General features: G+C 73.8%; 18 protein-coding genes. 8 read left to right on the top strand and 10 right to left on the bottom strand.

Annotation, left to right across the window (positions count from 1 at the left end):
• The 4 genes from ICC28_RS18670 to xylB all read right to left on the bottom strand — a co-directional run.
• Positions 1–1,520 (bottom strand): aldehyde dehydrogenase family protein (locus tag ICC28_RS18670; protein ID WP_188289724.1); only part of this gene is annotated, 1,520 nt, incomplete at its 3' end.
• Positions 1,521–1,759: 239 nt separating this feature from the next.
• Positions 1,760–3,025: a GAF domain-containing protein gene (locus ICC28_RS18665; protein WP_188289723.1), complete on the bottom strand. Its 1,266-nt coding sequence runs from the start codon at positions 3,023–3,025 to the stop codon at positions 1,760–1,762.
• Between the two features lie 515 nt (positions 3,026–3,540).
• Entirely contained in the window at positions 3,541–4,749 is a 1,209-nt protein-coding gene (locus tag ICC28_RS18660; protein WP_188289722.1) for an ROK family transcriptional regulator, read from the bottom strand.
• A 62-nt stretch (positions 4,750–4,811) separates the two neighbouring features.
• Positions 4,812–6,251, bottom strand: coding sequence for a xylulokinase (gene xylB / locus ICC28_RS18655; RefSeq protein ID WP_188289721.1), 1,440 nt, complete (start codon positions 6,249–6,251; stop codon positions 4,812–4,814).
• A gap of 167 nt (positions 6,252–6,418) precedes the next feature.
• On the opposite strand from xylB, the gene xylA reads away from it, so the two are divergent.
• Positions 6,419–7,582, top strand: a complete 1,164-nt coding sequence (gene xylA, locus ICC28_RS18650; RefSeq protein WP_188289720.1) for a xylose isomerase — start codon at positions 6,419–6,421, stop codon at positions 7,580–7,582.
• Positions 7,583–7,925: 343 nt separating this feature from the next.
• A complete protein-coding gene (locus tag ICC28_RS40625) occupies positions 7,926–8,363 on the top strand; it encodes a hypothetical protein (RefSeq protein ID WP_223189037.1) in 438 nt (145 codons plus the stop codon).
• A 155-nt stretch (positions 8,364–8,518) separates the two neighbouring features.
• Here ICC28_RS40625 and ICC28_RS18640 read toward each other — a convergent pair whose 3' ends face one another.
• Together ICC28_RS18640 and ICC28_RS18635 are read right to left on the bottom strand one after the other, a co-directional pair.
• Entirely contained in the window at positions 8,519–9,811 is a 1,293-nt protein-coding gene (locus tag ICC28_RS18640; RefSeq protein WP_188289719.1) for an SWF or SNF family helicase, read from the bottom strand.
• Positions 9,811–12,663, bottom strand: a complete 2,853-nt coding sequence (locus ICC28_RS18635) for an SNF2-related protein (RefSeq protein ID WP_188289743.1) — start codon at positions 12,661–12,663, stop codon at positions 9,811–9,813. Before ICC28_RS18635 ends, ICC28_RS18640 begins: the two co-directional genes overlap by 1 nt.
• Positions 12,664–12,926: 263 nt before the next feature.
• Between ICC28_RS18635 and ICC28_RS18630 the strand changes: the two genes are divergently transcribed.
• Positions 12,927–13,109: a hypothetical protein gene (locus ICC28_RS18630; protein ID WP_188289718.1), complete on the top strand. Its 183-nt coding sequence runs from the start codon at positions 12,927–12,929 to the stop codon at positions 13,107–13,109.
• 172 nt (positions 13,110–13,281) lie between these two features.
• Here the strand turns inward: ICC28_RS18630 and ICC28_RS18625 are convergent, their stop codons facing one another.
• Together ICC28_RS18625 and ICC28_RS18620 are read right to left on the bottom strand one after the other, a co-directional pair.
• Entirely contained in the window at positions 13,282–14,355 is a 1,074-nt protein-coding gene (locus ICC28_RS18625; protein WP_188289717.1) for a hypothetical protein, read from the bottom strand.
• Positions 14,356–14,488: 133 nt separating this feature from the next.
• Positions 14,489–14,785, bottom strand: coding sequence for a hypothetical protein (locus ICC28_RS18620; RefSeq protein WP_188289716.1), 297 nt, complete (start codon positions 14,783–14,785; stop codon positions 14,489–14,491).
• A 222-nt stretch (positions 14,786–15,007) separates the two neighbouring features.
• On the opposite strand from ICC28_RS18620, the gene ICC28_RS18615 reads away from it, so the two are divergent.
• Entirely contained in the window at positions 15,008–16,429 is a 1,422-nt protein-coding gene (locus tag ICC28_RS18615; protein ID WP_411158608.1) for an FAD-dependent oxidoreductase, read from the top strand.
• A gap of 6 nt (positions 16,430–16,435) precedes the next feature.
• On the opposite strand, the gene ICC28_RS18610 is transcribed toward ICC28_RS18615, so the two are convergent.
• The gene (locus ICC28_RS18610) at positions 16,436–16,960 is read right to left on the bottom strand and encodes a PadR family transcriptional regulator (RefSeq protein ID WP_188289715.1); all 525 of its coding nucleotides are present in this window, start codon (positions 16,958–16,960) and stop codon (positions 16,436–16,438) included.
• A 128-nt stretch (positions 16,961–17,088) separates the two neighbouring features.
• Between ICC28_RS18610 and ICC28_RS18605 the strand changes: the two genes are divergently transcribed.
• Positions 17,089–17,844, top strand: coding sequence for an alpha/beta fold hydrolase (locus ICC28_RS18605; protein WP_188289714.1), 756 nt, complete (start codon positions 17,089–17,091; stop codon positions 17,842–17,844).
• 4 nt (positions 17,845–17,848) lie between these two features.
• On the opposite strand, the gene ICC28_RS18600 is transcribed toward ICC28_RS18605, so the two are convergent.
• Positions 17,849–18,448 carry a class I SAM-dependent methyltransferase gene (locus tag ICC28_RS18600; RefSeq protein ID WP_188289713.1) on the bottom strand — a complete coding sequence of 200 codons (600 nt, stop codon included), beginning with the start codon at positions 18,446–18,448 and terminating at the stop codon, positions 17,849–17,851.
• A gap of 172 nt (positions 18,449–18,620) precedes the next feature.
• Here ICC28_RS18600 and ICC28_RS18595 point away from each other — a divergent pair, with 172 nt between their 5' ends.
• From ICC28_RS18595 to ICC28_RS18585, 3 genes are all read left to right on the top strand, one after another.
• Positions 18,621–19,394 (top strand): MHYT domain-containing protein, encoded by a 774-nt coding sequence (locus ICC28_RS18595; protein ID WP_188289712.1) that lies wholly within the window; start codon positions 18,621–18,623, stop codon positions 19,392–19,394.
• A 72-nt stretch (positions 19,395–19,466) separates the two neighbouring features.
• Positions 19,467–21,971, top strand: coding sequence for a nitrate- and nitrite sensing domain-containing protein (locus ICC28_RS18590; protein ID WP_188289711.1), 2,505 nt, complete (start codon positions 19,467–19,469; stop codon positions 21,969–21,971).
• Positions 21,968–22,441 carry a roadblock/LC7 domain-containing protein gene (locus ICC28_RS18585; RefSeq protein ID WP_411158607.1) on the top strand — a complete coding sequence of 158 codons (474 nt, stop codon included), beginning with the start codon at positions 21,968–21,970 and terminating at the stop codon, positions 22,439–22,441. Before ICC28_RS18590 ends, ICC28_RS18585 begins: the two co-directional genes overlap by 4 nt.
• Positions 22,442–22,444 lie beyond the last annotated feature (3 nt).

Raw genomic sequence — 22,444 nt, 5'->3', positions numbered from 1 at the left:
AAGAAGCCCAGCTTCTTCGGCGAGTACGACACCAGGAGGTTCTTCGTCTGCTGGTAGTGCTCCAGCATCATCTTGTGCGTCTCGCGCCCGATGCCCGAGCCCTTGTAGCCGCCGAACGCCGCGTGCGCCGGGTAGGCGTGGTAGCAGTTCGTCCACACCCGGCCCGCCTGGATCGCGCGGCCCGCGCGGTACGCGGTGTTGATGTCGCGCGTCCACACGCCGGCCCCGAGGCCGTACAGAGTGTCGTTGGCGATCTTGATCGCGTCGTCGAAGTCGTCGAACGACGTCACCGACACGACCGGCCCGAAGATCTCCTCCTGGAAGATCCGCATGCGGTTGTCGCCCTCGAAGATGGTCGGCTGGACGTAGTAGCCGCCCTTCAACTCGCCCTCGTGCTCGATGCGTTCACCGCCGGTGAGGACCTTGGCGCCCTCCTGGCGGCCGATGTCCAGGTAGGAGAGGATCTTCTCCAGCTGGTCGTTGGAGGCCTGCGCGCCGATCATCGTGTCCGTGTCGAGGGGGTGACCGGTCTTGATCAGCTCGGTGCGGGCGACCGCCGCCTCCATGAACTCGGCGTAGTGGCCCCGCTGGACGAGCGCGCGGGACGGACAGGTGCACACCTCGCCCTGGTTGAGCGCGAACATCGTGAAGCCTTCGAGCGCCTTGTCGCGGAAGTCGTCGTCCGCGCCCCAGACGTCCTCGAAGAAGATGTTCGGCGACTTGCCGCCGAGTTCGAGGGTCACCGGGGTGATGTTCTCCGAGGCGTACTGCATGATCAGCCGGCCGGTCGTGGTCTCACCGGTGAACGCCACTTTGGCCACCCGAGAGCTGGACGCCAGCGGCTTGCCCGCCTCCACGCCGAAGCCGTTGACGATGTTCACCACGCCCGGCGGCAACAGGTCGGCCACCAGGCCCATCCAGTAGTGGATGGACGCCGGGGTCTGCTCGGCCGGCTTGAGGACCACCGCGTTTCCCGCCGCCAGCGCCGGGGCCAGCTTCCAGGTCGCCATCAGGATCGGGAAGTTCCACGGGATGATCTGGGCGACGACGCCCAGCGGCTCGTGGAAGTGGTAGGCCACCGTGTCGTCGTCGACCTCGCCGAGCGAACCCTCCTGCGCGCGGATCGCGCCCGCGAAGTAGCGGAAGTGGTCGATGGCCAGCGGGATGTCGGCCGCCAGCGTCTCCCGCACCGGCTTGCCGTTCTCCCAGCTCTCGGCGACGGCCAACTGCTCCAGGTTCGCCTCCATACGGTCGGCGATCTTCAGCAGGACGTCGGAGCGCTCGGTCACCGACGTACGGCCCCAGGCCGGGGCGGCCGCGTGCGCCGCGTCGAGCGCCCGCTCCACGTCCTCCGCCGTTCCGCGCGCGATCTCGGTGAACGGCTGCCCGTTCACCGGTGAGGGGTTCTCGAAGTACTGCCCCCGGATCGGCGGCACGTACTCCCCGCCGATGAAGTGGTCGTAGCGCGCCTGGTAGGAGACGATCGCGCCCTCGGTGCCGGGCGCCGCGTATCGGGTCATGCTGCTCTGCCTCCCTGCAGAAGCGCTGCCCGCCGTTGGGCAGCTCTCGGCGCGAGGCTAGGGCGCGGGAGGTTGCAGCCACGTTGCGCTCGACGGGCGCGCGGCAGCGGTGCCGGCGCTCGGGAGGGGAGCGCTGATCGTGCCGCGGGTGGGAAGCGCTTGACGGCGGTTGTCCGATGGTAGGCGGGGGGCTCCGCGACCGGCCGCGAACGCGCAGCGCCGTCCGTGCGGACCGGCGTTCAGCGTGGACGGGGGGCAGGAAGCGCCAGCTCCGACTCCAGCGCGGCGAGCCGGGACCGTACCGCCGGGGTGGGGCGTACCGCCGCGAGTGCCCGCCACACGTCGAGGTCGTCCTCGCCCCAAGGGGCGTGTGCCCAGTCCGCCAGCAGGTCGGGGTCGCGCCGGGCGATCAGGGCCGTACGGAGCCCGTCCGCCAGCCGCCGCCTGAGCCGCACCACCGCCGGCGCCTGGGAGGCCGGCAGGAGCGGACCGGCGTAGGCCGTCGCCGCCGCCGTCACCGCCCCCGTCTCCAGCCGTCGCTCGACGACGGCCACGTCGGACTCGACCGGGACGGTCAGCCGGTACGGCCGTGAAGCCAGCAGCGCGGGGCCGAGAATCCGGCGCAGCCGGGCGAGTTCGGCGCGCAGGGTCACGGGCGTGACCGACTCGTCCTCGTACAGCGCGCACAACAGTTCGTCGCCGGTCAGGCCCTCCGGGTGGCGGGCGAGCAGGACGAGGATCTCGCTGTGGCGGCGGCTGAGGCGGGTCCTGCGGCCGCCGGCGAGCAGGTGGGCCTCGTCCCGGCCCAGCGCGGTCAGCTCGGGCGTGTCGACGGCCGGCCGCTCCGGGGTGAGCAGGGCCAGCTGCGACTCGGCCGCCCGTGCCACGGCCTGGACGAATCCGAGGCTGTGCGGATGGGCCAGCCCGTCGCCGCCGGTGATGTCCACGGCGCCGAGCACCCGCCCGGTGCGCGGGTCGTGGACCGGTGCCGCCGCGCAGGTCCAGGGCTGGACCTGCCGTATGAAGTGCTCGGCGGTGAACACCTGCACCGGCCGGCCCACGGCGACCGCGGTCCCCGGCGCGTTCGTGCCCATCGCGGTCTCCGACCATCGGGCACCCGGTACGAAGTTCATCCGCCCCGCCTGCCGCCTGGTCGCGGGATGCCCCTCCACCCACAGCAGTCGGCCGTGCTCGTCGCACACCGCGAGGAGGTGCTCGCCGTCGGCCGCGAACGTGCCCATCAGCTCACGCACCAGCGGCATCACCCGCGCCAGTGGATGTTCCGCACGGTAGGCACCGAGGTCGGCGTCCGCCAGCTCCACGCTCGCCGTGCCGTCGGGCCCGACGCCCGCCCGCGCGGAACGCCGCCACGAGTCGGCCACCACGGCCCGCACCGGCTGCGGCACGGTGCCGGCCACGGTGAACGTCTCGTGCGCGCGACGCAGCGTGCGCGCCCGCTCGGCAGGGTCGGCCCCCGGTTCCAGGGCCACCCAAGGATCGGTCAACTCGGCCTCCCGGGAAGGCGATGCGGCTGGGGACATCGTCACTCCGGGTACGCGCGCGGACAACCTTTTCGACCGGGGTCACCCGAACGAAGGGCCTGCGGGGGCCGGAGGCGGGGCGAGCCGTTCGCGGTCGCGACCGGGGGCTGCGCCTCGCGTGGATCACGGTACGGCGCCGTCGAGTGGGGCGTAGGGGAGTGCCGCGGTTCCGTGGACGGCCGGGCGTCTGTGGATATCTCGATCATCCGGAAGGGGGCGCCGACCGGATTCGGTGACAGCGCTGTCTGTGAAGCCGCCCCGGAATGACGCGGGTTCGGGCCCGCCTGCCGCCTCTACGGGGTTCAGCGTTCTCCGGCTGCTCTTGGGTCGTCTGTTGGTTCCGGGGCGTCCGGCTGCTCTTGGGTCGTCTGCTGCTCCCGGGGCGTCCCGCCGCCCTTGGGTCGTCCCGCCGGTCTCGGGTCGCCTGCCGATCCCGGGCGTCCCGGCCCTCCCGTGCCGCCCCGCCACCCCTGCGGGGTTCAGCCCCGCACCGCCACCCCCGCGGGATCGTCCAGCACCCCACGTACCACCGAGTGCGCGGCGCCCAGTAGCGGGCCTTCGGAGCCGAGTCGGGAGACTGCCACCGGACAGGCCGGGCCCGCGGTACGGCGGTCCAGTTCGTCCTCCAGCGAGGGAAGCAGCCAGGGCGCGAGCCCGGCCAGGGCACCTCCGAGCACCACACTCTCGGGGTCCAGCAGATTGACCGCACCGGTGAGGGCGACGCCGAGCGCCGTGCCCGCGTCGCGCAGCGCCCGCCGTACGTCCTCGTCGCCCTCGGCGGCTCGCGTGGCCAGGAGGCCGACGCGGTCCTCGCCCGGTTCCAGGCCGGCGGCCCGCAGTACCGCCTCCTCGCCGGCGTACTGCTCCAGGCACCCGCGACCCCCGCACGGACACGGCGGCCCCTCCGGGCGGACCGGCACATGGCCCAGCTCGCCCGCGAAGCCCCGCGTGCCGCGCAGCAGGTGCCCGTCCACGACGACCGCGGCACCGATGCCGATCTCCGCCGAGACATGCAGGAAGTCGCGTGGTGTGCCCTCGCCGAGCCAGAGTTCGGCGAGGGCGCCGAAGTTGGCCTCGTTGCCCACGGTCAGCGGGATCTCGTCGGGCAGCAGGGCCGAGAGGTCGGTGTCGTGCCAGTCGAGGTTCGGGGCGCGGACCACCGTACGGCCGTCGCGCGCCACCAGGCCCGGCACGGCCACCGCGAGCCCCGCCGGCCACAGCCCCTCCTGCCGTGCCTCCGCGACGACCCGGCGTACCAGCCCGGTGAGTTCCTGGATCACCGGGGCCGCCGCACGTCCGCGGTTCGCGCCGTAGCGCACGGTCCGGGAGCGGACCGTTCCGCGCAGGTCGACGGCACAGACCGCGAGGTGGTCGACGCCGATCTCCGCGCCGATCCCGGCAGGGCCGTGACCGCTGACGGCGAGCGCGGAGCCGGGCCGGCCCACGCGGCCCGGCCGCTCCGGGCCCAGTTCCTCGATCAGCCCGGATCGGATCAGCTCGTCGACGAGGCTCGACACCGCCGCCCGGGTCAGTCCGATCCGCGAGGCCACCGCGGCGCGGGAGAGCGGCCCCTGGGCGCTGACGGTGTGCATCACCCGGGCCAGATTGCGGCGGCGCATGCCCTGCTGGGTGTCGGGCAGCGCGCGTCCGGGACCGGCCGGATGGGCATCGTTCAGCGGTGCGGTCATGCCTCCGTCAGTCCTCGGTCGGTGTCGGTCGGTCGGCGGCGGCCGTCACGCGGGCCGGGCCGTCACCGGGTTGCCCGTTCCAGCAGCGGGGCCGCGTCGGAGAGTACCCCGGTGATCCGCGCCAGCGTCTCCTCGTCCCGTTCCACGGCGTCGAGCACCGGACCGGCGGCCGTGTTCCAGCGCCGGGCGACCGCGGCGGGGTCCTCGCCGGTCAGCAGGCCGGCCGCCTGAGCGGCTGCGCCGAGCGCCACCAGCTCCTTGGCCTGCGGGACCTGGACCGGGCGCCCCGACAACCGGCGCACGGTCTGCTGCCAGGCCGTGCCCCGCGCGCCGCCGCCGATCAGCAGCAGCGGGGTCGAGCGGTCCGCGTCCTCGTCGAGGACCAGGTCGAGGGCGCCGAGCAGGGAGTGGACGGCGCCGTCGTAGGCGGCCTGCAGGAGCTGTCCGGCGGTCGTGTCGTGGCGCAGGCCGTGCAGCAGGCCGGAGGCGTTCGGCAGGTTCGGGGTGCGCTCACCGTCCAGGAACGGCAGGAGGGTGACGCCGGTGGAGGGCTCCACGGCCTCGCGGTCCAGGCCCAGCAGCGTGGCGACCCGGTCGACGGCGAGCGTGCAGTTCAGGGTGCAGGCCAGCGGCAGCCAGTCGCCGTGCGCGTCGGCGAAGCCCGCCACGGTGCCGGTCGGGTCGGCGGGACGCCGCTTGGAGACGGCGTACACCGTGCCCGAGGTGCCGAGGCTGAGCACCGGGGTCCCGGGGCGCAGGCCGAGTCCGAGCGCGGCGGCCGCGTTGTCGCCGGTGCCGGGGGCGACCAGGGTGCCCTTGGAGAACGGCAGCTCGGGGTGCTCGCGCACGGTACCGGCCACCTCGCCGGGCCGCACCACGCGGGGCAGCAGCGCGGGGTCGAGCCCCACATGGGCGAGGATCTCGGAGTCGTACGACTCCGTCCCCGACGCCCACCAGCCGGTGCCGGAGGCGTCGCCGCGGTCGGTGGTGCCCTGGCCGGTCAGGCGCTCGGTGAGGTAGTCGTGGGGGAGGCGTACGGCCCGGGTGGCGCGGACCGCCTCCGGCTCGTTCTCGGCCAGCCACGCCCACTTCGTGACGGTGAAGGAGGCGGCGGGGACGCTTCCGGTGCGCTCGGCCCAGAACTTCGCGCCGCCCAGCTCCTCGGTCAGCCGCTGGGCCTGCGGCGCCGAGCGCACGTCGTTCCACAGCAGCGCGGGGCGCACCGGCTCGCCCCGTTCGTCCAGCGTGACGAGTCCGTGCTGCTGTCCGCCGATCGATACCGCGGAGGCCTCGCGGGCCGCGTCACCGCACTGGCGCAGGGCTTCGCACAGGGCCTCCCACCACTGACCTGGGTCGCTCTCGCGGCCCGCTCCGGAGGACACGGTGTGCGGGGCCTGGCCGCTCGCGACGACCTGCCCGGTGGCCGCGTCGACGACCAGCGCCTTCGTGGACTGCGTGGACGTGTCCACGCCGACGACGAGCGGACCCTCGGCTGCTGACATCGCGCTCTCCCTTGTGTGCGGCACGTGTCTCCCGCCGGAGACACCTTGTCTCTTCCCTGAGACGCGTGGGCATACTAATTTGTAAACCGCCATGACGAAATAGGCGCAGCGCGTAGTCGTGGCAGGCAGTCAGAGCGAGCAGCCGTAAGCGAGCAAGGAGTCGCGGTATGAACTACCAGCCCACCCCCGAGGACAGGTTCACCTTCGGCCTGTGGACCGTCGGCTGGCAGGGACGGGACCCCTTCGGCGACGCCACCCGCCGCGCGCTCGACCCGGTCGAGACGGTGCAGCGCCTGGCCGAGCTCGGCGCCCACGGGGTCACCTTCCACGACGACGACCTGATCCCCTTCGGGTCCACGGACACCGAGCGCGCGGCGCACATCAAGCGCTTCCGGGAGGCCCTCGACGCCACCGGCATGAAGGTCCCGATGGCCACGACCAACCTCTTCAACCACCCCGTCTTCAAGGACGGCGCGTTCACGGCCAACGACCGTGACGTACGCCGCTACGCGCTGCGCAAGACCATCCGCAACATCGACCTGGCCGTCGAACTCGGGGCGCAGACCTACGTCGCCTGGGGCGGCCGGGAGGGCGCGGAGTCCGGCGCCGCCAAGGACGTACGCGTCGCCCTCGACCGGATGAAGGAGGCCTTCGACCTCCTCGGCGAGTACGTCACCGAGCAGGGCTACGACCTGCGCTTCGCCCTCGAGCCCAAGCCCAACGAGCCGCGCGGCGACATCCTGCTGCCCACCGTGGGCCACGCGCTGGCGTTCATCGAGCGCCTGGAGCGCCCGGAGCTGTACGGCGTCAACCCGGAGGTCGGCCACGAGCAGATGGCCGGCCTGAACTTCCCGCACGGCATCGCGCAGGCGCTGTGGGCGGGCAAGCTCTTCCACATCGACCTCAACGGCCAGTCCGGCATCAAGTACGACCAGGACCTGCGCTTCGGCGCCGGTGACCTGCGCTCCGCGTTCTGGCTGGTCGACCTGCTGGAGTCGGCCGGCTACACGGGCCCGCTGCACTTCGACTTCAAGCCGCCGCGCACCGAGGACCTGGACGGCGTGTGGGCCTCCGCGGCCGGCTGCATGCGCAACTACCTGATCCTCAAGGAGCGCGCGGCCGCCTTCCGTGCCGACCCCGAGGTCCAGGAAGCCCTGCGCGCCGCGCGGCTGGACCAGCTGGCGCAGCCCACCGCGGCGGACGGTCTGAAGGCGCTGCTCGCGGACCGGACGGCGTTCGAGGACTTCGACGTCGAGGCCGCCGGCGCGCGCGGCATGGCCTTCGAGCGGCTCGACCAGCTCGCCATGGACCACCTCCTCGGCGCACGCTGACCCACCACGAGCGCCCCGCGTGCCGCGCGCTCCCCTACGGGCGTGTGCGGGGCGGGGCGCTCCGGCGCTCGTTGACGGGGTGTGGCGGGTGGGGCGCTCCGGCTTCGCTCATCGGGGGCATGCCGGGCAGGCGCTCCGGCGTTCGCTCATCGGGGACACGGCGGGCAGGCGCACAGGCGCTCGCCCACAGGGGCGTGCCGGGCGGGTGCTCCGGCGTGCCGGGCGGGCGCTCCGGCGCACGTCAGGGCGGATTGCTCCGGAATCGTACGGTCCATGGCCTGGGGCGGTACCAAGTTCCCCGAAGGGCTCGCATCGTGCCAGGTACGAGGTGACTCTGGACGGTATGGCCACCCCGCCCGTACCGCCTCAGCCGCCCGGGCCGCCGGGCAACACGCCGCCTGCCGGGGGCGGGCTCGGACCGCCCACCGGCGGGTTCGGACCGCCTTCGTACGGCGGGCCGCCGCCCGACGGGCCGGGCGGGGGACCGGGAAGGCGCCGGAACCCACTGTTCGTCCTGCTCGCCGTGGTCGTGGCCGTCGGGGCCGTCGCCCTCGTGGTGCTGATGGCCTCGGGCGGTGACGACGACTCGCCCGACAAGAAGCCGTCCGCGGAAAGCAGCTCGGCCTCGCCGTCGTTCAGCATCCCGACCGAGCTGCCCAGCGAGTTGCCCAGCAGACTGCCGAGCGGGCTGCCCTCGTCCCTGCCGTCGGAGTTCCCCAGCGAACTGCCCAGCGAGATCGAGTCACTGCTGCCGGACCTCGGGAACATCGAACTGCCGTGACCCGGGGCGCGGGCCACGCGCGCGTGCGGCCCTCGGTCGTGCCGAACACCCCGGCGATCCTCCCCAGGCCGACGTCCCTCCCGGTGAGCTCGTCGGCCGGGGTGAGGTTCTCCTCTCCACGGTGCCTCATGGACGGCCGCCCCGCTGACGCGCCCTCACTCCTGGGCGGACTCCCGCTCGGGCACCGGCTCCTCCGCCGAGGCCAGGGCCGTGGCCGGGTCCTGGGCCGGTCCGCCGGCCGGCACCCAGCGGCCCCTCTCCTTCCGGTACGGCCACCAGCGGCCGTCCCGTCCCAGCCGCACCTGGCTCGGCGCACCGACGACCGTCCACCGGTTGCCCTGCGCGCGCAGCGGCGGCCGTTCGTCCTCGTCCCAGGCCGATGCCAGCGCCGCACGCGCGCGTGCCGCCGCCTCACCCGCCACGGCCCACTCCTCCTCCAGTACGGACAGGGCGGCCGCCCCGCCGGTCTCCCAGGCCCGTACGGCCAGCGTCAGCCGCTCCCGGGTGCGCCCCGATCCCGTGGCGAGCCGCTCGGCAACCGTCGGCACGGGGCCGCCGGCGGCGAGCCGGACCGCGTCCTCGGCCGGAGTCAGCTCCGCTCCGGAAGCACGGTGCTCCACACCCGCCAGCAGGGCGTCGGCCAGCAGCCGGTGGGCCTCCACCGCGGTCCGGGCGGCGAGAAACTCCAGCGCGGCCGGGTCGGTCCCGGCCGGGGCAGGTGTCTCGGTGTCCAGGGACGGCGGCACACCCGGCTCCCCGGGCAGCTCGGGGAGATCCGGCAGCGAGGGCAGGATGTCCCCGGCCGCGTACGCCTCCGCGGCATCCACGCCCTCTGGTGCCTCCACCACCTCGGCCGGCGCTGCACTGCGGGCCTGCAGGTCGTCGAGCAGGGCCCGTTCGCCGCGGCCCCGCATCAGCAGCAGCACGAACGGATCCTGGTCCAGCAACCGCGCCACCTGGTAGCACAGGGCCGCCGTGTGTGCGCAGTGGTCCCAGGCGTCGCAGTCGCACGCGGGCTCCAGGTCGCCCAGCCCCGGCAGCAGTTCGATGCCGGTGGTCGCGGCGTCCTCGACCAGGTGCGGCGGCATCTCCCGGTCCAGCAGCGCCGCGACGTGACCGGCCCGCTCCACCGTCATGGCCGCGAACCGCTCCCACTGCTCGTCGGACAGTTGCGCCAGCAGCACGTCGGCCCGGTGCGCCGTACCGTCGTGGCCCTGTACGACAGCCGTGATGCGCCCCGGGCGCACCGACACCGCGCCCACGCCACCCGCGCGCGCGAGCCTGCGGCCCGCCTTGAGCTGCGCCGCGTCCAGCGCCGTGTCCTCCAGCGCCTTCAGCCACGCCTGGCCCCACCACGTCTGCGCGAAACCCCTCCCGCGCGCGGGCGGCAGCGCGGCGAACGTGCGCTCCGACCCCTCTTCTCCCTCGTATCCCTCGTACCGGTTCATCACGCGCCCCCTCGCAGCTCCACCAGATCGGCCAGCTCCGCGTCCGTCAGTTCCGTGAGGGCCGCCTCCCCGGCACCGAGCACCGCGTCGGCCAGTTCCTTCTTGCGGCTCAGCATGTCGGCGATGCGGTCCTCGACCGTTCCCTCGGCGATCAGCCGGTGCACCTGCACCGGCCGGGTCTGGCCGATGCGGTAGGCGCGGTCGGTGGCCTGCGCCTCCACGGCGGGGTTCCACCAGCGGTCGTAGTGCACGACGTGTTCGGCGCGGGTGAGGTTCAGGCCCGTGCCCGCCGCCTTCAACGACAGCAGGAAGACCGGGACCTCACCGTTCTGGAACCGGTGCACCAGCCGCTCGCGCTCGGCGATCGGGGTCCCGCCGTGCAGGAACTGCGAGGCCACGCCGCGGGCCGCCAGGTGCTCCTGGATGAGGTGCCCCATGCGCACGTACTGCGTGAAGACCAGCACGCCCGCCCCCTCGGACAGGATGGTGTCCAGCAACTCGTCCAGCAGCTCCAGTTTCCCGGAGCGTCCGGCGATCCTCGGCCGCTCCTCCTTGAGGTACTGCGCCGGGTGGTTGCAGATCTGCTTCAGGCCCGTCAGCAGCTTCACGATCAGCCCGCGGCGCGCCATGCTGTCGGCCTCGGCGATCTCCGCGAGCGTCTCGCGCACCACCGCCTCGTACAGGCCCGCCTGCTCCTTCGTCAGCGACACCGCGCGGTCGGTCTCGGTCTTCGGCGGCAGCTCCGGCGCGATCCCGGGGTCCGACTTGCGGCGGCGCAGCAGGAACGGCCGTACCAGCCGCGCGAGCCGGTCGGCCGCGGCCGGATCCCGGCCGCTCTCGACGGCCTGCGCGTACCGGCTGCGGAAGGTGCCGAGCCGGCCGAGCAGGCCCGGCGTGGTCCAGTCGAGGATCGCCCACAGCTCGGAGAGGTTGTTCTCCACCGGCGTGCCGGTGAGCGCCACGCGTGCGCGTGCCCCGATGGAACGCAGCTCACGCGCGGTCGCCGAGTACGGGTTCTTCACATGCTGGGCCTCGTCCGCCACGACCATGCCCCACGGCACCTCAGCGAGCCGCCGCGCGTCCAGGCGCATGGTGCCGTACGTGGTGAGCACGAACTCCCCGTCGGCCAGGGCCTCCAGGCCGCGCCGGGAACCGTGGTAGCGGCGCACGGGCGTGCCGGGGGCGAACCTCTCGATCTCGCGCTGCCAGTTGCCCATCAGGGACGTGGGGCACACCACGAGCGTGGGACCGGCGGACGCGGGGTCGGTCTGCCGGTGCAGATGCAGCGCGATCAGGGTGATCGTCTTGCCCAGCCCCATGTCGTCGGCGAGGCAGCAGCCCAGGCCCAGGGAGGTCAACCGGGCCAACCAGCTCAGGCCGCGCCGCTGGTAGTCGCGGAGCGTGGCCGCGAGGGCCGCGGGCTGCGGGACCTGCTCCTGGCCCTCGGGCTCCGCGAGCCGCTCCCGCAGTGTCTCCAGCCATCCCGTGGGCTGCACCTCGACCCTGCGGCCGTCGACCTCGGTCGAGCCCGTCAGGGCAGCGCTCAGCGCGTCGACGGGCGTCACCTTGCGGTCCTGCTGGGCGCGGGCCCGGTGCACCTCCTCGGGATCGACCAGAACCCACTGGTCGCGCAGCCGCACCAGCGGCCGGCCCGCCTCGGCCAGGCGGTCGAGCTCCTCGCGCGTGAGACGCTGCTCGCCCAGCGCGAACCGCCAGTTGAAGGCGAGCAGGGCGTCGGCGGACAGGAACGACGGCGTGTCCGAGAGTGCCCTCCCGGCCGCCGACTCGTCGTCCGGGCCGACCACCGCGCGGGCGGTCAGCCTGTGCGCCAGGCCCTTGGGCCAGTGCACGTCGACCCCCGCACCGGCCAGGGCCCGGGCGCCTGCCGTCAGCAGGTCGATGACCTCCTCGTCGGCCAGTTCCACGGCGTCCGGCACGGCCGCCGAGAGCAGAGGCGTCAGCGGCGGCCACGCCCGGGCCGCGCGGCGCAGCGCCAGCAGGGCGTCCAACGTCGCACGCGGGCCGAACGCGGCAGCCCCCGCCCACACCTGGGCCGCGTCCGCGACGAGCGCGGGATCGTGCACCCCGTGCACCTGGAGCACGGCACGGAACGACAGCGCTGTGTCGTCCGGCGCGGCGGCGGTCAGGCCGGGGACCTCGACCCGCAGCGAGAGGCGCACGCCCGCGTCATGCCCTGCGGCGATGTCGGAGGCCCACGCGCGATGCCCGGGCAGGTGCTGCGGCTCCGCGGCGGCGTACGCGGGTGCGCCGGTGACCAAGGGCGCGGCGGGGGAGCGGGGCAAGGTGTCGGCGACGGCGTCCAGGAAGGCGCGGAGCAGGCCCTCCGGGTCGGGCAGCCGCGGGGGGACGGAGTTTTTCAACGGCACCGCTTGGGCCTCGGGCGGCATCGCCGCGGCCAGGCGACGGACGCGCTCGATGTCCTCGCCGTCGAGGGGGCCGACGCGCCAGGCGTCGTGGTCGGCGGCGGAGAGGCCGGGCAACAGCAGTCCGCGCGCGAGCAGTTGCAGGGCGAGCAGGCCCGCGGAGCCCCAGAACACCGACGCCCGGTGCGCGTCGGCGCAGGCACGCGCGCGCGTCAGGACCGGCAGTGCGGCGCGCACGGGCAGTGTCACGCAGGGGACGCGCGCCGCCTCGACGCCGTGGTCGCCGGGCAGGACGACGTCCAGGGCCTCGGCCGATCCCGCGTCGAGCGCGGGAGGTGCCTCGCCGTCGGGCCGCCAGAAGGCGACCCGGCCTGCGCGCGCCGGGTCGCCGGGCACGAAGACGGCGCAGCAGCGGGCGAGTTCGGGGATCTCGGTGGGGAGGGGTGCAGGAGTGCTCTGCGCAGCGATGACGTATTCCTCAAATTTGACTACCGGTTCGGAGTTGCCGAGGATACATCATGATCCTTGTCATCCCGTGATGGCAGTGCTGTGTTCTGCGTCACTCCGTGGGAGGGTGGGTGTGCGGTGCGAGGACCGGCCAGGAGGATCAGTAGGAGGACCAGTAGGGGGAAGACATCAGGGACGTCTCAGGGTCGCGGTCCGGAACCGCGGGAAGCGCGGGCCCGTTTTCAGAGCAGAGAGCGGCAGTGGCCGCGGAGGAGGCGACATACATGTCGAAGAACGCCAAGATCGCCGCAGGGGGTGTGGCGGCCGGGATCATTCTGCTGATCTGGCTGCCCTGGTGGGCAGCGCTCCTGATCGTCCTGGGAGTCCCGGCCGCCGCCTACCTCGCACTCGACCCTTCACAGCGGCGCAGGCTGCGCCGCTCCACCCGCCGGGAACTCGGCCGCTGAGACACCGGGCCGCCGGCCGGGCGTCCGGCGGCGGGCCGGAGTCGACGCCGTCGCCGCCCGCGGGCCTGCCGACGGCACGGTCAGCGGGCGGCGTGACGCCCCGCCGCCCGCCCGGACACAGCCCACCAGGCCCCGCAGGCCGCTGACTGCACCGGCCGAGGGCCGCCCGGCCTCAGCTCGGGCGTACGGCCATCCTGTCGAGAGCTTCCAGTAGTCCCGGCAACTCCGGCCCGCGGCCGACCGGCAGAACCTCACCGGGCTCGTCATCGAGCAGCACGAACGCGATGTCGTCGGTCCTGGCCACGAGCGACCAGCCCGGGCCGTCGGCGCGCAGGGTCCGTGCGTCCCCGGAGGCGAAGGACGACCGGACCCGCCCGAGCGGCGGCGGTGTGTCGACGTACGCGCGCGCTTCGGCGAGGACGCGGCGGATACCACTGTGGCCCTTCGACCGCGCCTCGCCTTCCGGGGTCTTTTGCGCCGGCTTCCGGCCTTCAGCCGCCTCGGGGCTGCTTGCGGCCGCTTCCTGGCTGTCGGTCGCCCCGCCGACTGATGCTGCCGCCCGGCTGCCGGCCGCCCCGGAGCCGTCTGCGGCCGGCACCGGGCTGCCGGTCACCCTGGGGCTGTCCACGGCCGTCTCCAGGCCGTCCGTCGCCCCGGAGTCGGCCGGGGCCCTCGTCTGCCTGTCGGCCGCCCCGGACCCGCCTGCGGCGCCCGGAAGGTCCGCCGGGCTCGCCGGGTCGGCGAAGTCCGCGTCGTCGATCTGCTCGCGCCACAGCGCCCACTGGAGCGCGATCTCGTCCGCGCCCAGCCGCCGCTGGGCCGGGCCCCAGACAGAAGTGTCCGGCGGCGCCAGTGGCGGCCCGTCCGCCACGTCGGGCCCGGGATCGTGCGGCGCGGGCACGTTGGGTGCGGCGACCGCGACCGCCAGGGGCCAGCCGGGCAGGGCGGCGACGACCGTGCGCTCGTCCGGCGAGAGGTCGTACTCCATCCCGCAGTCCCAGGAGGCGATGGCCACCGCGACCAGCGAGACGTCGTCGATGACCACCGTCCAGCGGGCACCCTCCCCGTCCTGGCCGAGCACCAGGCCGTAGCCCTCGGCGAGCGGCGCGAGGCCGAGCGCCGCACAGGCCTCCGGATAGTCGTCGCCGAGCACGCTCGGGAACTTCGCAGGCGTCAGCAGCACCGCCGTGAGCACATAGAGCGCGTCGTCCTCGGCGGCGACGGCGTCCTCGTCCGTCCCGGCCATCCCAGCCTCCCCATCGGTTCGTCCAACGGCGCGCACCCTAGTGCGACCGGAAGGCGCTTGTCACGACTCCTCAGCCCACCCGGAGCTGCAGTTTTCCGGTTGGAGGGGGTGAAATCGGGCTGATGGGACCCGGTCAGGCCGCCGGAAGCCCCAGCAGTGACCGGGCCACGGCCCGCGGAGACTCGTCCCGCTCCCGTGCCAGCGCGATGACGGCCCGGCACGCGAGCTCGTTCACGCCGAACGACAGCGCCTCCGGCGACACCCAGCCCGCGGCCTCGTCGATGCGCTCCTGGTCGTCCTCCGCACAGGCCGAGACGTACGCGGCGGCCGCTTCGAACAGATTGTGCGTGCGCTTGTCCCGGTCGGAACCCGCCCCCGCGCGCGAGGCGCCGAAGAGTCTGGTCCAGGACTCGCGGAACCTGTCGAACATGCTGACCGCCTTCCCCCTGCGTGGTTGCCATGGCAGCTCGTTCGTCACCTGCTACTCAACCTAGGGTTGGAGCTCCGGCGGCAGAAGGGGGAGCGCGCCGTGAAGCGCTGTGCGCGCGAGCGCCCCGGAAGCCATGGGCGAAGGGCCGGAAAGTGATCAACCAGCTCTGCGAAGCTGGATACTTGGGTCTTCTTGCGAGGTCGCGACCAGGGGAGTGCAACGGTGAAGTCTGCCGGAGAGAAGGACCGTTGGAGCGAGGATGTCGGCCGGGGCGGGCGGCATGCCGTAGTTGTCGGCGGGAGCCTGGCCGGGCTCCTCGCGGCGCACGTTCTGGCGGCACACGTCGATCGGGTCACCGTCCTCGAGCGTGACCGGTTCCCGGACGGCACCAAGCCGCGGCCCGGTGTGCCGCAGGGCCGGCATCCGCACGTCCTGCTGCAGGGCGGACAGGTGGCTCTGGAGTCGCTGCTGCCCGGTTTTCTGGCGGAGTTGGGGGAAGCGGGGGCGCCCCGGGTGGGCATGCCGTCGGACATGGTGCTGTGGCAGACCGGCCGCTGGTTCCGCCGGGTGCCCGCGACCACGCACATCTACACCGGGTCCCGCGCCCAACTCGAAGAGCTGGTACGCCGACGGGTGCTTGCCAACCCGGTGATCAGCACGGCGGAGGGCGCCGATGTCGTCGGGCTCCTCGGCGACGCCTCGCGCGTGCGGGGCGTGCTGGTGCGCGACCGCTCTGGTGACGCCCGCGCGGAGCCCCGGCAACTGGCGGCCGACCTGGTCGTCGACGCCTCCGGCAGCGGCACCAAGGCCGCCCAGTGGCTCGCCACGATCGGCGCCGGGACGCCGCAGGAGGAGACCATCGACACGGGGCTCGCCTACGCCTCCCGGATCTACCGCGGCGCGAAGGGCACCCTCGACGGCGACACCCGCGGCTACTACGCCTACCCCGACCCCGAACAGGTCCACGCCGGCGGTGCGCTGCCGCTGGAGGACGGCACACATCTGGTCATCGTCTCGGGGCTGCGCGGGGACGAACCGCCCACCGACGACGACGAGTTCGTGACGTACACCAAGAGGCTGCCGCACCCACTGCTGCACCGCTGGCTGAGCGAGGCCGAGCCGCTCTCCCCGGCATTCGGCTACCGGCGGACCGCGAACATCCGCCGCCGCTACGACCTGCCCGGGACCCCGGCGGGCTTCCTCGCCACCGGCGACGCCCTGTGCACCTTCAACCCCATCTACGGGCAGGGCATGGCCGTGGCCGCGATGAGTGCCGTCGCCCTGCGCGAGGCACTGGCCGACCGGCGCCGCACCCCCACGACGCGGCGGGTGCAGCAGGCGCTTCTCGCGGCATCCCGGCAGGCGTGGGACATCTCCGCCGGAGCGGACCGCAAGATGCCGGGCGCGGTCGGCAGCGCCGTCGACGGCGGGCCTGCGGACCAGGTCGCCGGCTGGTACCTGCGCCGGGTCCAGGAGCGGGCCCCGGGCGACCCTGTCGTGGGGCGCGCCTTCCGCGCCGTGCTGACTCTCGCCGAACCGGTCTCCGCCCTGTTCGCCCCGCCGGTGGCCCGCGCCGTCCTCTTCCGCCCGCCCCTGCCGTCGCCCACCGAGCCGCCCACGGCACCGGAGGAACCGGCGGCCTGAGCGAGATCAGCCGCCGAGCGACGCGACGGTCTCCCGCAGCCAGGTGAGTTCGGCGCGGGAGGTGGCGCGCGCGATGGTGAGGATGCCGCGCCGGAAGGGATCGTCGATCTCCTCGGCGCTCAGCGGCCGGTCGCCGTCGTAGAAGAAGCTCGCGGGCTCCTCCAGGAAGGCGAGTCTGCGGCGCAGTACGGCCGTCTGGGCGGGGGCGTCCTCCAGGTGCCGGAGGAAGGCCAGCACCGTGAACCAGCGGTTCTCGTCCGTGATGTCGCGCTGCTCGGGTGCGGCGAGTCGGCGGCGCAGTTCCCCTCTGCCCTCCTCGGTGAGGGTCAGGACATGACGCGGGGCCGCGACGGCACCGGGCTCCGTCGCGCGCTCCAGCAGGCCCGCCTTCTCCAGACGCTTGATCGCGGGGTACAGGGTGCTCTCCGCGATCGGCCGCACGTGTCCGGTGAGCGCGGTGATCCGTTTGCGCAGTTCGTAGCCGTGCAGGGGGGCGTCGTAGAGGAATCCGAGGATGGCGAGTTCCAGCATGACCGCATTCTCGCGTACTCACGCTGTACATCGCTCCCCCTATACATCGATGCGTTGATACAGCGATGCGTTGATACATCGGTCTCGATGTATAGTCCTGGGGTGAGGCGACACACGGGGAGCAGGCGATGAGGCAGGCGGAGTTCGACGGTCGAGGCAGTTGCATCCGGTGGACGGAATCCCCGGGCGAGGAACCCGCGCGCGTGTATGTGCACGGGCTGGGGTCGGTGTCGTCCGTGTACCACGCGCACATCGCGTCCCGTCCCGAACTCGCGGGACGGCGCAGCCTGTTCGTGGATCTGCCGGGGCACGGCATCAGCGACCGGCCGCAGCACTTCGGCTACACCCTGGAGGACCACGCCGACGCCCTCGCGGCGGCCCTGGACGCGGCGGGCCTGACCGGTGCCGAACTGATCGCCCACAGCATGGGCGGCGCCGTGGCCCTCGTGCTCGCCCACCGGCGCCCCGACCTCGTCTCCCGTCTGGTCCTGACGGAGGCCAACCTCGACGCCGACCCGCCGCCCACGGCCGGGAGCAGCGGCATCGCGACCTACGAGGAGGACGTGTTCGTCGACGAGGGCCACGCGCGCGTGCTGGAGAGGGTCGGGCCGCAGTGGGCGGCGACCATGCGCCTGGCCGACCCGCGCGCGCTGCACCGCACCGCCGTCGGGCTCGTCCGCGGATCGCGGCCCGTCATGCGCGACATCCTCGAAGCCCTTCCGGTCGAGCGCGTGTACCTCCAGGGCGACCTCAGCGGCGAACTCGCGGGCCGGCAGGCCCTGGAGGCGGCGGGCGTGCGCGTGGTGACCGTGTCCGGCGCCGGACACAACGTCATGTTCGACAACCCGGACGCCTTCGTGGCGGCGGTCGCCGGGCGCGTGTGACGGCTCAGGCGTCCCGCACGGCAAGGGCCAGGAACCGGGCGTCCTCGTCGACGTACGTAGTCATCCGCCACCCGGAACCGGCCAGCAGCGGACGGAGGTTGGGCTCGGCGCGCAGGTCGTCCGGGGTGATCTGCCGTCCCTGCCGCGCCGCGAGCGCCGCCCTGCCGATCGGATGGAACAGCGCCAGGGTCCCGCCGGGGCGCACGACGCGCGCCAACTCGCGCAGGTTCTCGGCCGGATGGGGCAGATGCGCGATGAGGCCCGCCCCGAACACGGCGTCCAGCGACTCGGAACGCAGCGGCAGAGCGGCGACGTCGGCGAGCAGCAACCGACCGTCGCAGTCCCGTCCGGCCCGTACGGCGGCCTCCAGCATGGCCGGGGTCAGATCGGCCCCGACGACCACTCCCGTGGGCCCCACGGCCGCACGCAGGGGCGGCAGGGCGCGTCCGGTGCCGCACCCGGCGTCGAGCACCCGGTCGCCCGCGCGCAGCCCGAGCTCGGCGACCGCGGCCGCGTAGGCGGGACCGTCGTCCGGGAACCTGCGGTCCCAGTCGGCGGCGCGGGCGGTGAAGAACTCCTGGACGTGTGTGTGGTTGTCGCTCATGTTCCGCATGATCCCTCACCGGCACGGAGGACGCTGTCACCGCTGCGGATGATGCCGCAGCGCACACGTTCGAGCGGGAGGCGATCGTTCAGATACGTTTCTGCGTCACATTCCAGCACCTTTCGAAACGCGCCCCCTGTGTGCGCCCATGCCCCCCTAGCGTCCCGTGGCCATGGGACACCTGGACCACGCCGCCCTCGGGTGGCTCACCCCCGCGCTGTCGTACGTGATGGCCTGCATCGGCGCCGCCCTCGGCCTGCGCTGCACCGTGCGTGCGCTCGGCGCCACCGGCCGCTCGCGCCGCAACTGGCTGCTCACCGCGGCCTCGGCCATCGGCACCGGCATCTGGACCATGCACTTCGTGGCCATGCTGGGCTTCAGCGTGAGCGGCACCGACATCCGCTACGACGTGCCGCTCACCATCGCGAGCCTGCTCGTCGCCATGACCGTCGTCTGCGCCGGTGTCTTCGCCGTCGGCTACAGCCGTGACCGCACCCGCGCGCTCTTCCTCGGCGGACTGACCACCGGCCTCGGCGTGGCGAGCATGCACTACCTCGGCATGGCGGCGGTCCGCCTCCACGGCCACGTGGACTACGACCCGATGCTGGTCGGCCTCTCCGTGCTGATCGCCGTCGTCGCCGCGACCGCGGCCCTGTGGGCGGCGCTCAACATCAAGTCACCGGTCGCTGTCACCATCGCCTCGCTCATCATGGGCGCCGCGGTGAGCAGCATGCACTACACCGGGATGTTCGCGGTCGGGGTCCGGGTCACGCCCTCGGGCGAGGCCCTGCCCGGGGCCACGGCGATGCAGTTCATCTTCCCCCTCGCCGTCGGCCTCGGGTCCTATCTCTTCCTGACCTCGGCCTTCGTCGCCCTGTCCCCGACGACGGGGGAGCGGCAGGCATCCGCCTCCGCCCAGCGGCCGGTCGAGAGCGTCGCCCGCTAGCCGCCGGCCGCGGGCCCCGGCCGTCCCGGCCCGGCAGGCACGCCCCGACCACCACTTCCGAGCGAGGAGGCCATGCGCACACCCCGTAGGACCACCGCATCCGGCGTCGAGACGCCGCCCCCGCCGCCCGCGCGCGGACGCCGCGCCCACGCCGGACCGCCGGCCGACGAAGGCCCGGACGAGCCCGCGGAAGGCATAGCCCCGCGCGCGGGGAGCTGGCGCATACGACCGCGCACCGTCCGAGCCAAGATCGTCTGCCTGCTGATGGTGCCGGTCGTCTCCCTGCTGGCCCTGTGGGCCTACGCCACGGTCACCACCGCGCAGGACGTCTCCAGGCTGCGCCAGCTCCAGCGCGTGGACGCCGAGATCCGTACCCCCGTCGCGCAGGCCGTGGCCGCCCTCCAGGCCGAGCGCGCGACCGCCGTGCGCCTGGCCACCGACCCCTCGGCCGGACAGAGCGGCGACTACAAGAAGCTCGCCGAACGCACCGACGAAGCCGTGGCCGCCCTACGACTCGGCGACCGCAACACCGTGGCCGACGGCGAGGAGCTGCCGGCCGGCGTGGCCCAGCGGCTGGAGCAGTTCGTCACCGGCGCCGAGAAGCTCGGCCCCCTGCGCACCGCCGTAATCGAGCACCGGGCCGGCTGGGACCAGACGTACGGCCGGTATACGAGGACCATCGCGGCCGCCTTCTCGGTGGGCGGCGCGCTCACCGGGATCCAGGACGCCGAACTCGGCTCCGACGCGCGCGTGCTGCTCGAATTCTCCCGTGCGGCCGAGGCCCTGGCCCAGGAGGACGCGGTCCTGGTCGGTGCCCGACTCGCCGGGCGGCTCGACGGGGAACGGCTGCGGCTGTTCACCGGCGCCGTGGAGACGCGCCGCGCCCTCACCGAGTCCGCCGTCGCCGACCTGCGCGGACCCGAACGCACCGCCTGGCAGGAGCTCGCCGAGGGCAGCGACTACGCCGCCCTGGGCACCGCGGAGGACAAGCTCCTCACCGCCGCACCCGGCGCACGCGCTCTCGCCGCCGCCCCGCGGACGGTCTGGGACAGCGCGCACACGCGCGTGCAGGACGGCATGCGCACGATCGAGGCCGACGCCGGACGCGAAGTGGCCGACCGGGCCGACCCGTTCACCCGGGGCCTGCTCACCCCGGCCGGTGCCGCGGTCCTCTTCGGCCTCGCCGCTGTCGTGGCCTCCCTGGTGATCTCCGTGCGCATCGGCCGCGGCCTGGTCGTCGAGCTGGTGAGCCTGCGCAACAGCGCACTGGAGATCGCCCGCCGCAAACTCCCCGAGGCGATGCGGAAACTGCGCGCGGGCGAGGAGATCGACATCCGGGCGGAAGCCCCTCCGGGACCGCCCGCGGAGGACGAGACCGGACAGGTCGCCGAGGCCCTGGGCACCGTCCACCGGGCCGCGCTGCGGGCCGCCGTGGAGCGCGCCGAGCTCGCCAGCGGCATCTCCGGCGTCTTCGTGAACCTCGCCCGCCGCAGCCAGGTCCTGGTCCACCGTCAGCTCAGCCTCCTCGACAGCATGGAACGCCGTTCCGAGGACCCGAACGAACTGAGCGACCTCTTCCGGCTCGACCACCTCACCACCCGTATGCGGCGCCACGCCGAGAGCCTCATCATCCTCTCCGGCGCGGCACCCGGCCGGGCCTGGCGGATGCCGGTCTCCCTGACGAACGTGGTCCGCGCGGCCGTCTCCGAGGTCGAGGACTACGCGCGCGTGGAGGTACGACAGCTGCCCGAGGCGTCCGTCGTCGGCACCGCCGTGGCCGACCTCACCCACCTGCTGGCGGAGATCGTCGAGAACGCCGCCCAGTTCTCGCCGCCCCACACGCGGGTGCGCGTCACCGGCGAACCCGTGGGCAACGGCTACGCCGTCGAGGTCGAGGACCGCGGGCTGGGCATGGGCAAGGAGACCCTCGCCGAGGCCAACCGTCGCATCGAGCAGTCCGAGGCACTCGACCTGTTCGACAGCGACCGGCTCGGCCTCTTCGTGGTCAGCAGGCTCGCCGCGCGCCACGGCATCAAGGTGCACCTGCGCACCTCGCCCTACGGCGGCACCACCGCCGTCGTCCTGTTGCCGACCGCCCTGCTGCACAGCGGCGTGGCGGAACGTTCTGCCCGCAGGCGGGCCGAGGCACCCGAGCCGCCCGGACCCGAGCACACGCGCGTGCCCGCCCCACGCCAGGAGCCGGTCGAGGCACCCGCGGACCGGCCCGCCCTGGTGGCCTCCGCGCCGGCGGCGGCGAAGACCACGACCGACACCCCACCCCCCGGAGTCACCGCCTTGCGACTGCACCGCCCACCGGACGACTCCGACGGGTCCGACGACCTCCCCCGCCGGGTCCGGCAGGCGAGCCTCGCTCCCCAACTGCGCGAGCGGCACGCCGAGCAGCAGGCACAGACATCCACCCCCGAGGGCGACGACCCACGCACCCCCGAGCTCGTTCGGGACCGTATGGCGGCGTACCGCGACGGCTGGGTGCGCGGCGGCGGGCGGCACCCCGGCCGCGCGGCCGCCCCGGAATCCGCAGTGCGCAGCGACAGCAGCGAAGGAGACCCCGCATGATCCAGGACCCCGGCATGAGGGACGGCGTGGGGGTCCCCCCGCGCGAGCGAAGCCGCGAGTGGGGGAGGTCCGGCGAACTCGACTGGCTGCTGGACGACCTGGTGCTGCGCGTGGGCGAGGTGCGCCACGCCGTGGTGCTCTCCAATGACGGGCTGGCCGTGGGAGCGTCCACCGATCTCAGCCGCGAGGACGCCGAACACCTCGCGGCCGTCGCGTCCGGCTTCCACAGCCTGGCCAAGGGCGCGGGCCGGCACTTCGGGGCCGGCGGGGTGCGCCAGACCATGGTGGAGATGGACGACGGCTTCCTGTTCGTGGCCGCCGCCGGGGACGGCTCCTGCCTCGCCGTCCTCACCGCCGTGACCGCCGACATCGGCCTCGTCGCCTACGAGATGGCCCGTCTGGTGAAACGTGTCGGCGAGCACCTCTACACCGCGCCGCGCGTTGCCGCGCGGCCACCGGCCGCAGGCTGAGGC

It is taken from the genome of Streptomyces sp. TRM68416, from assembly GCF_014596915.1.
Taxonomy (GTDB): Bacteria; Actinomycetota; Actinomycetes; order Streptomycetales; family Streptomycetaceae; genus Streptomyces.
The sequence above is the reverse complement of the archived record's forward strand: the minus strand, read 5'-3'. Positions and strand labels throughout refer to the sequence as shown.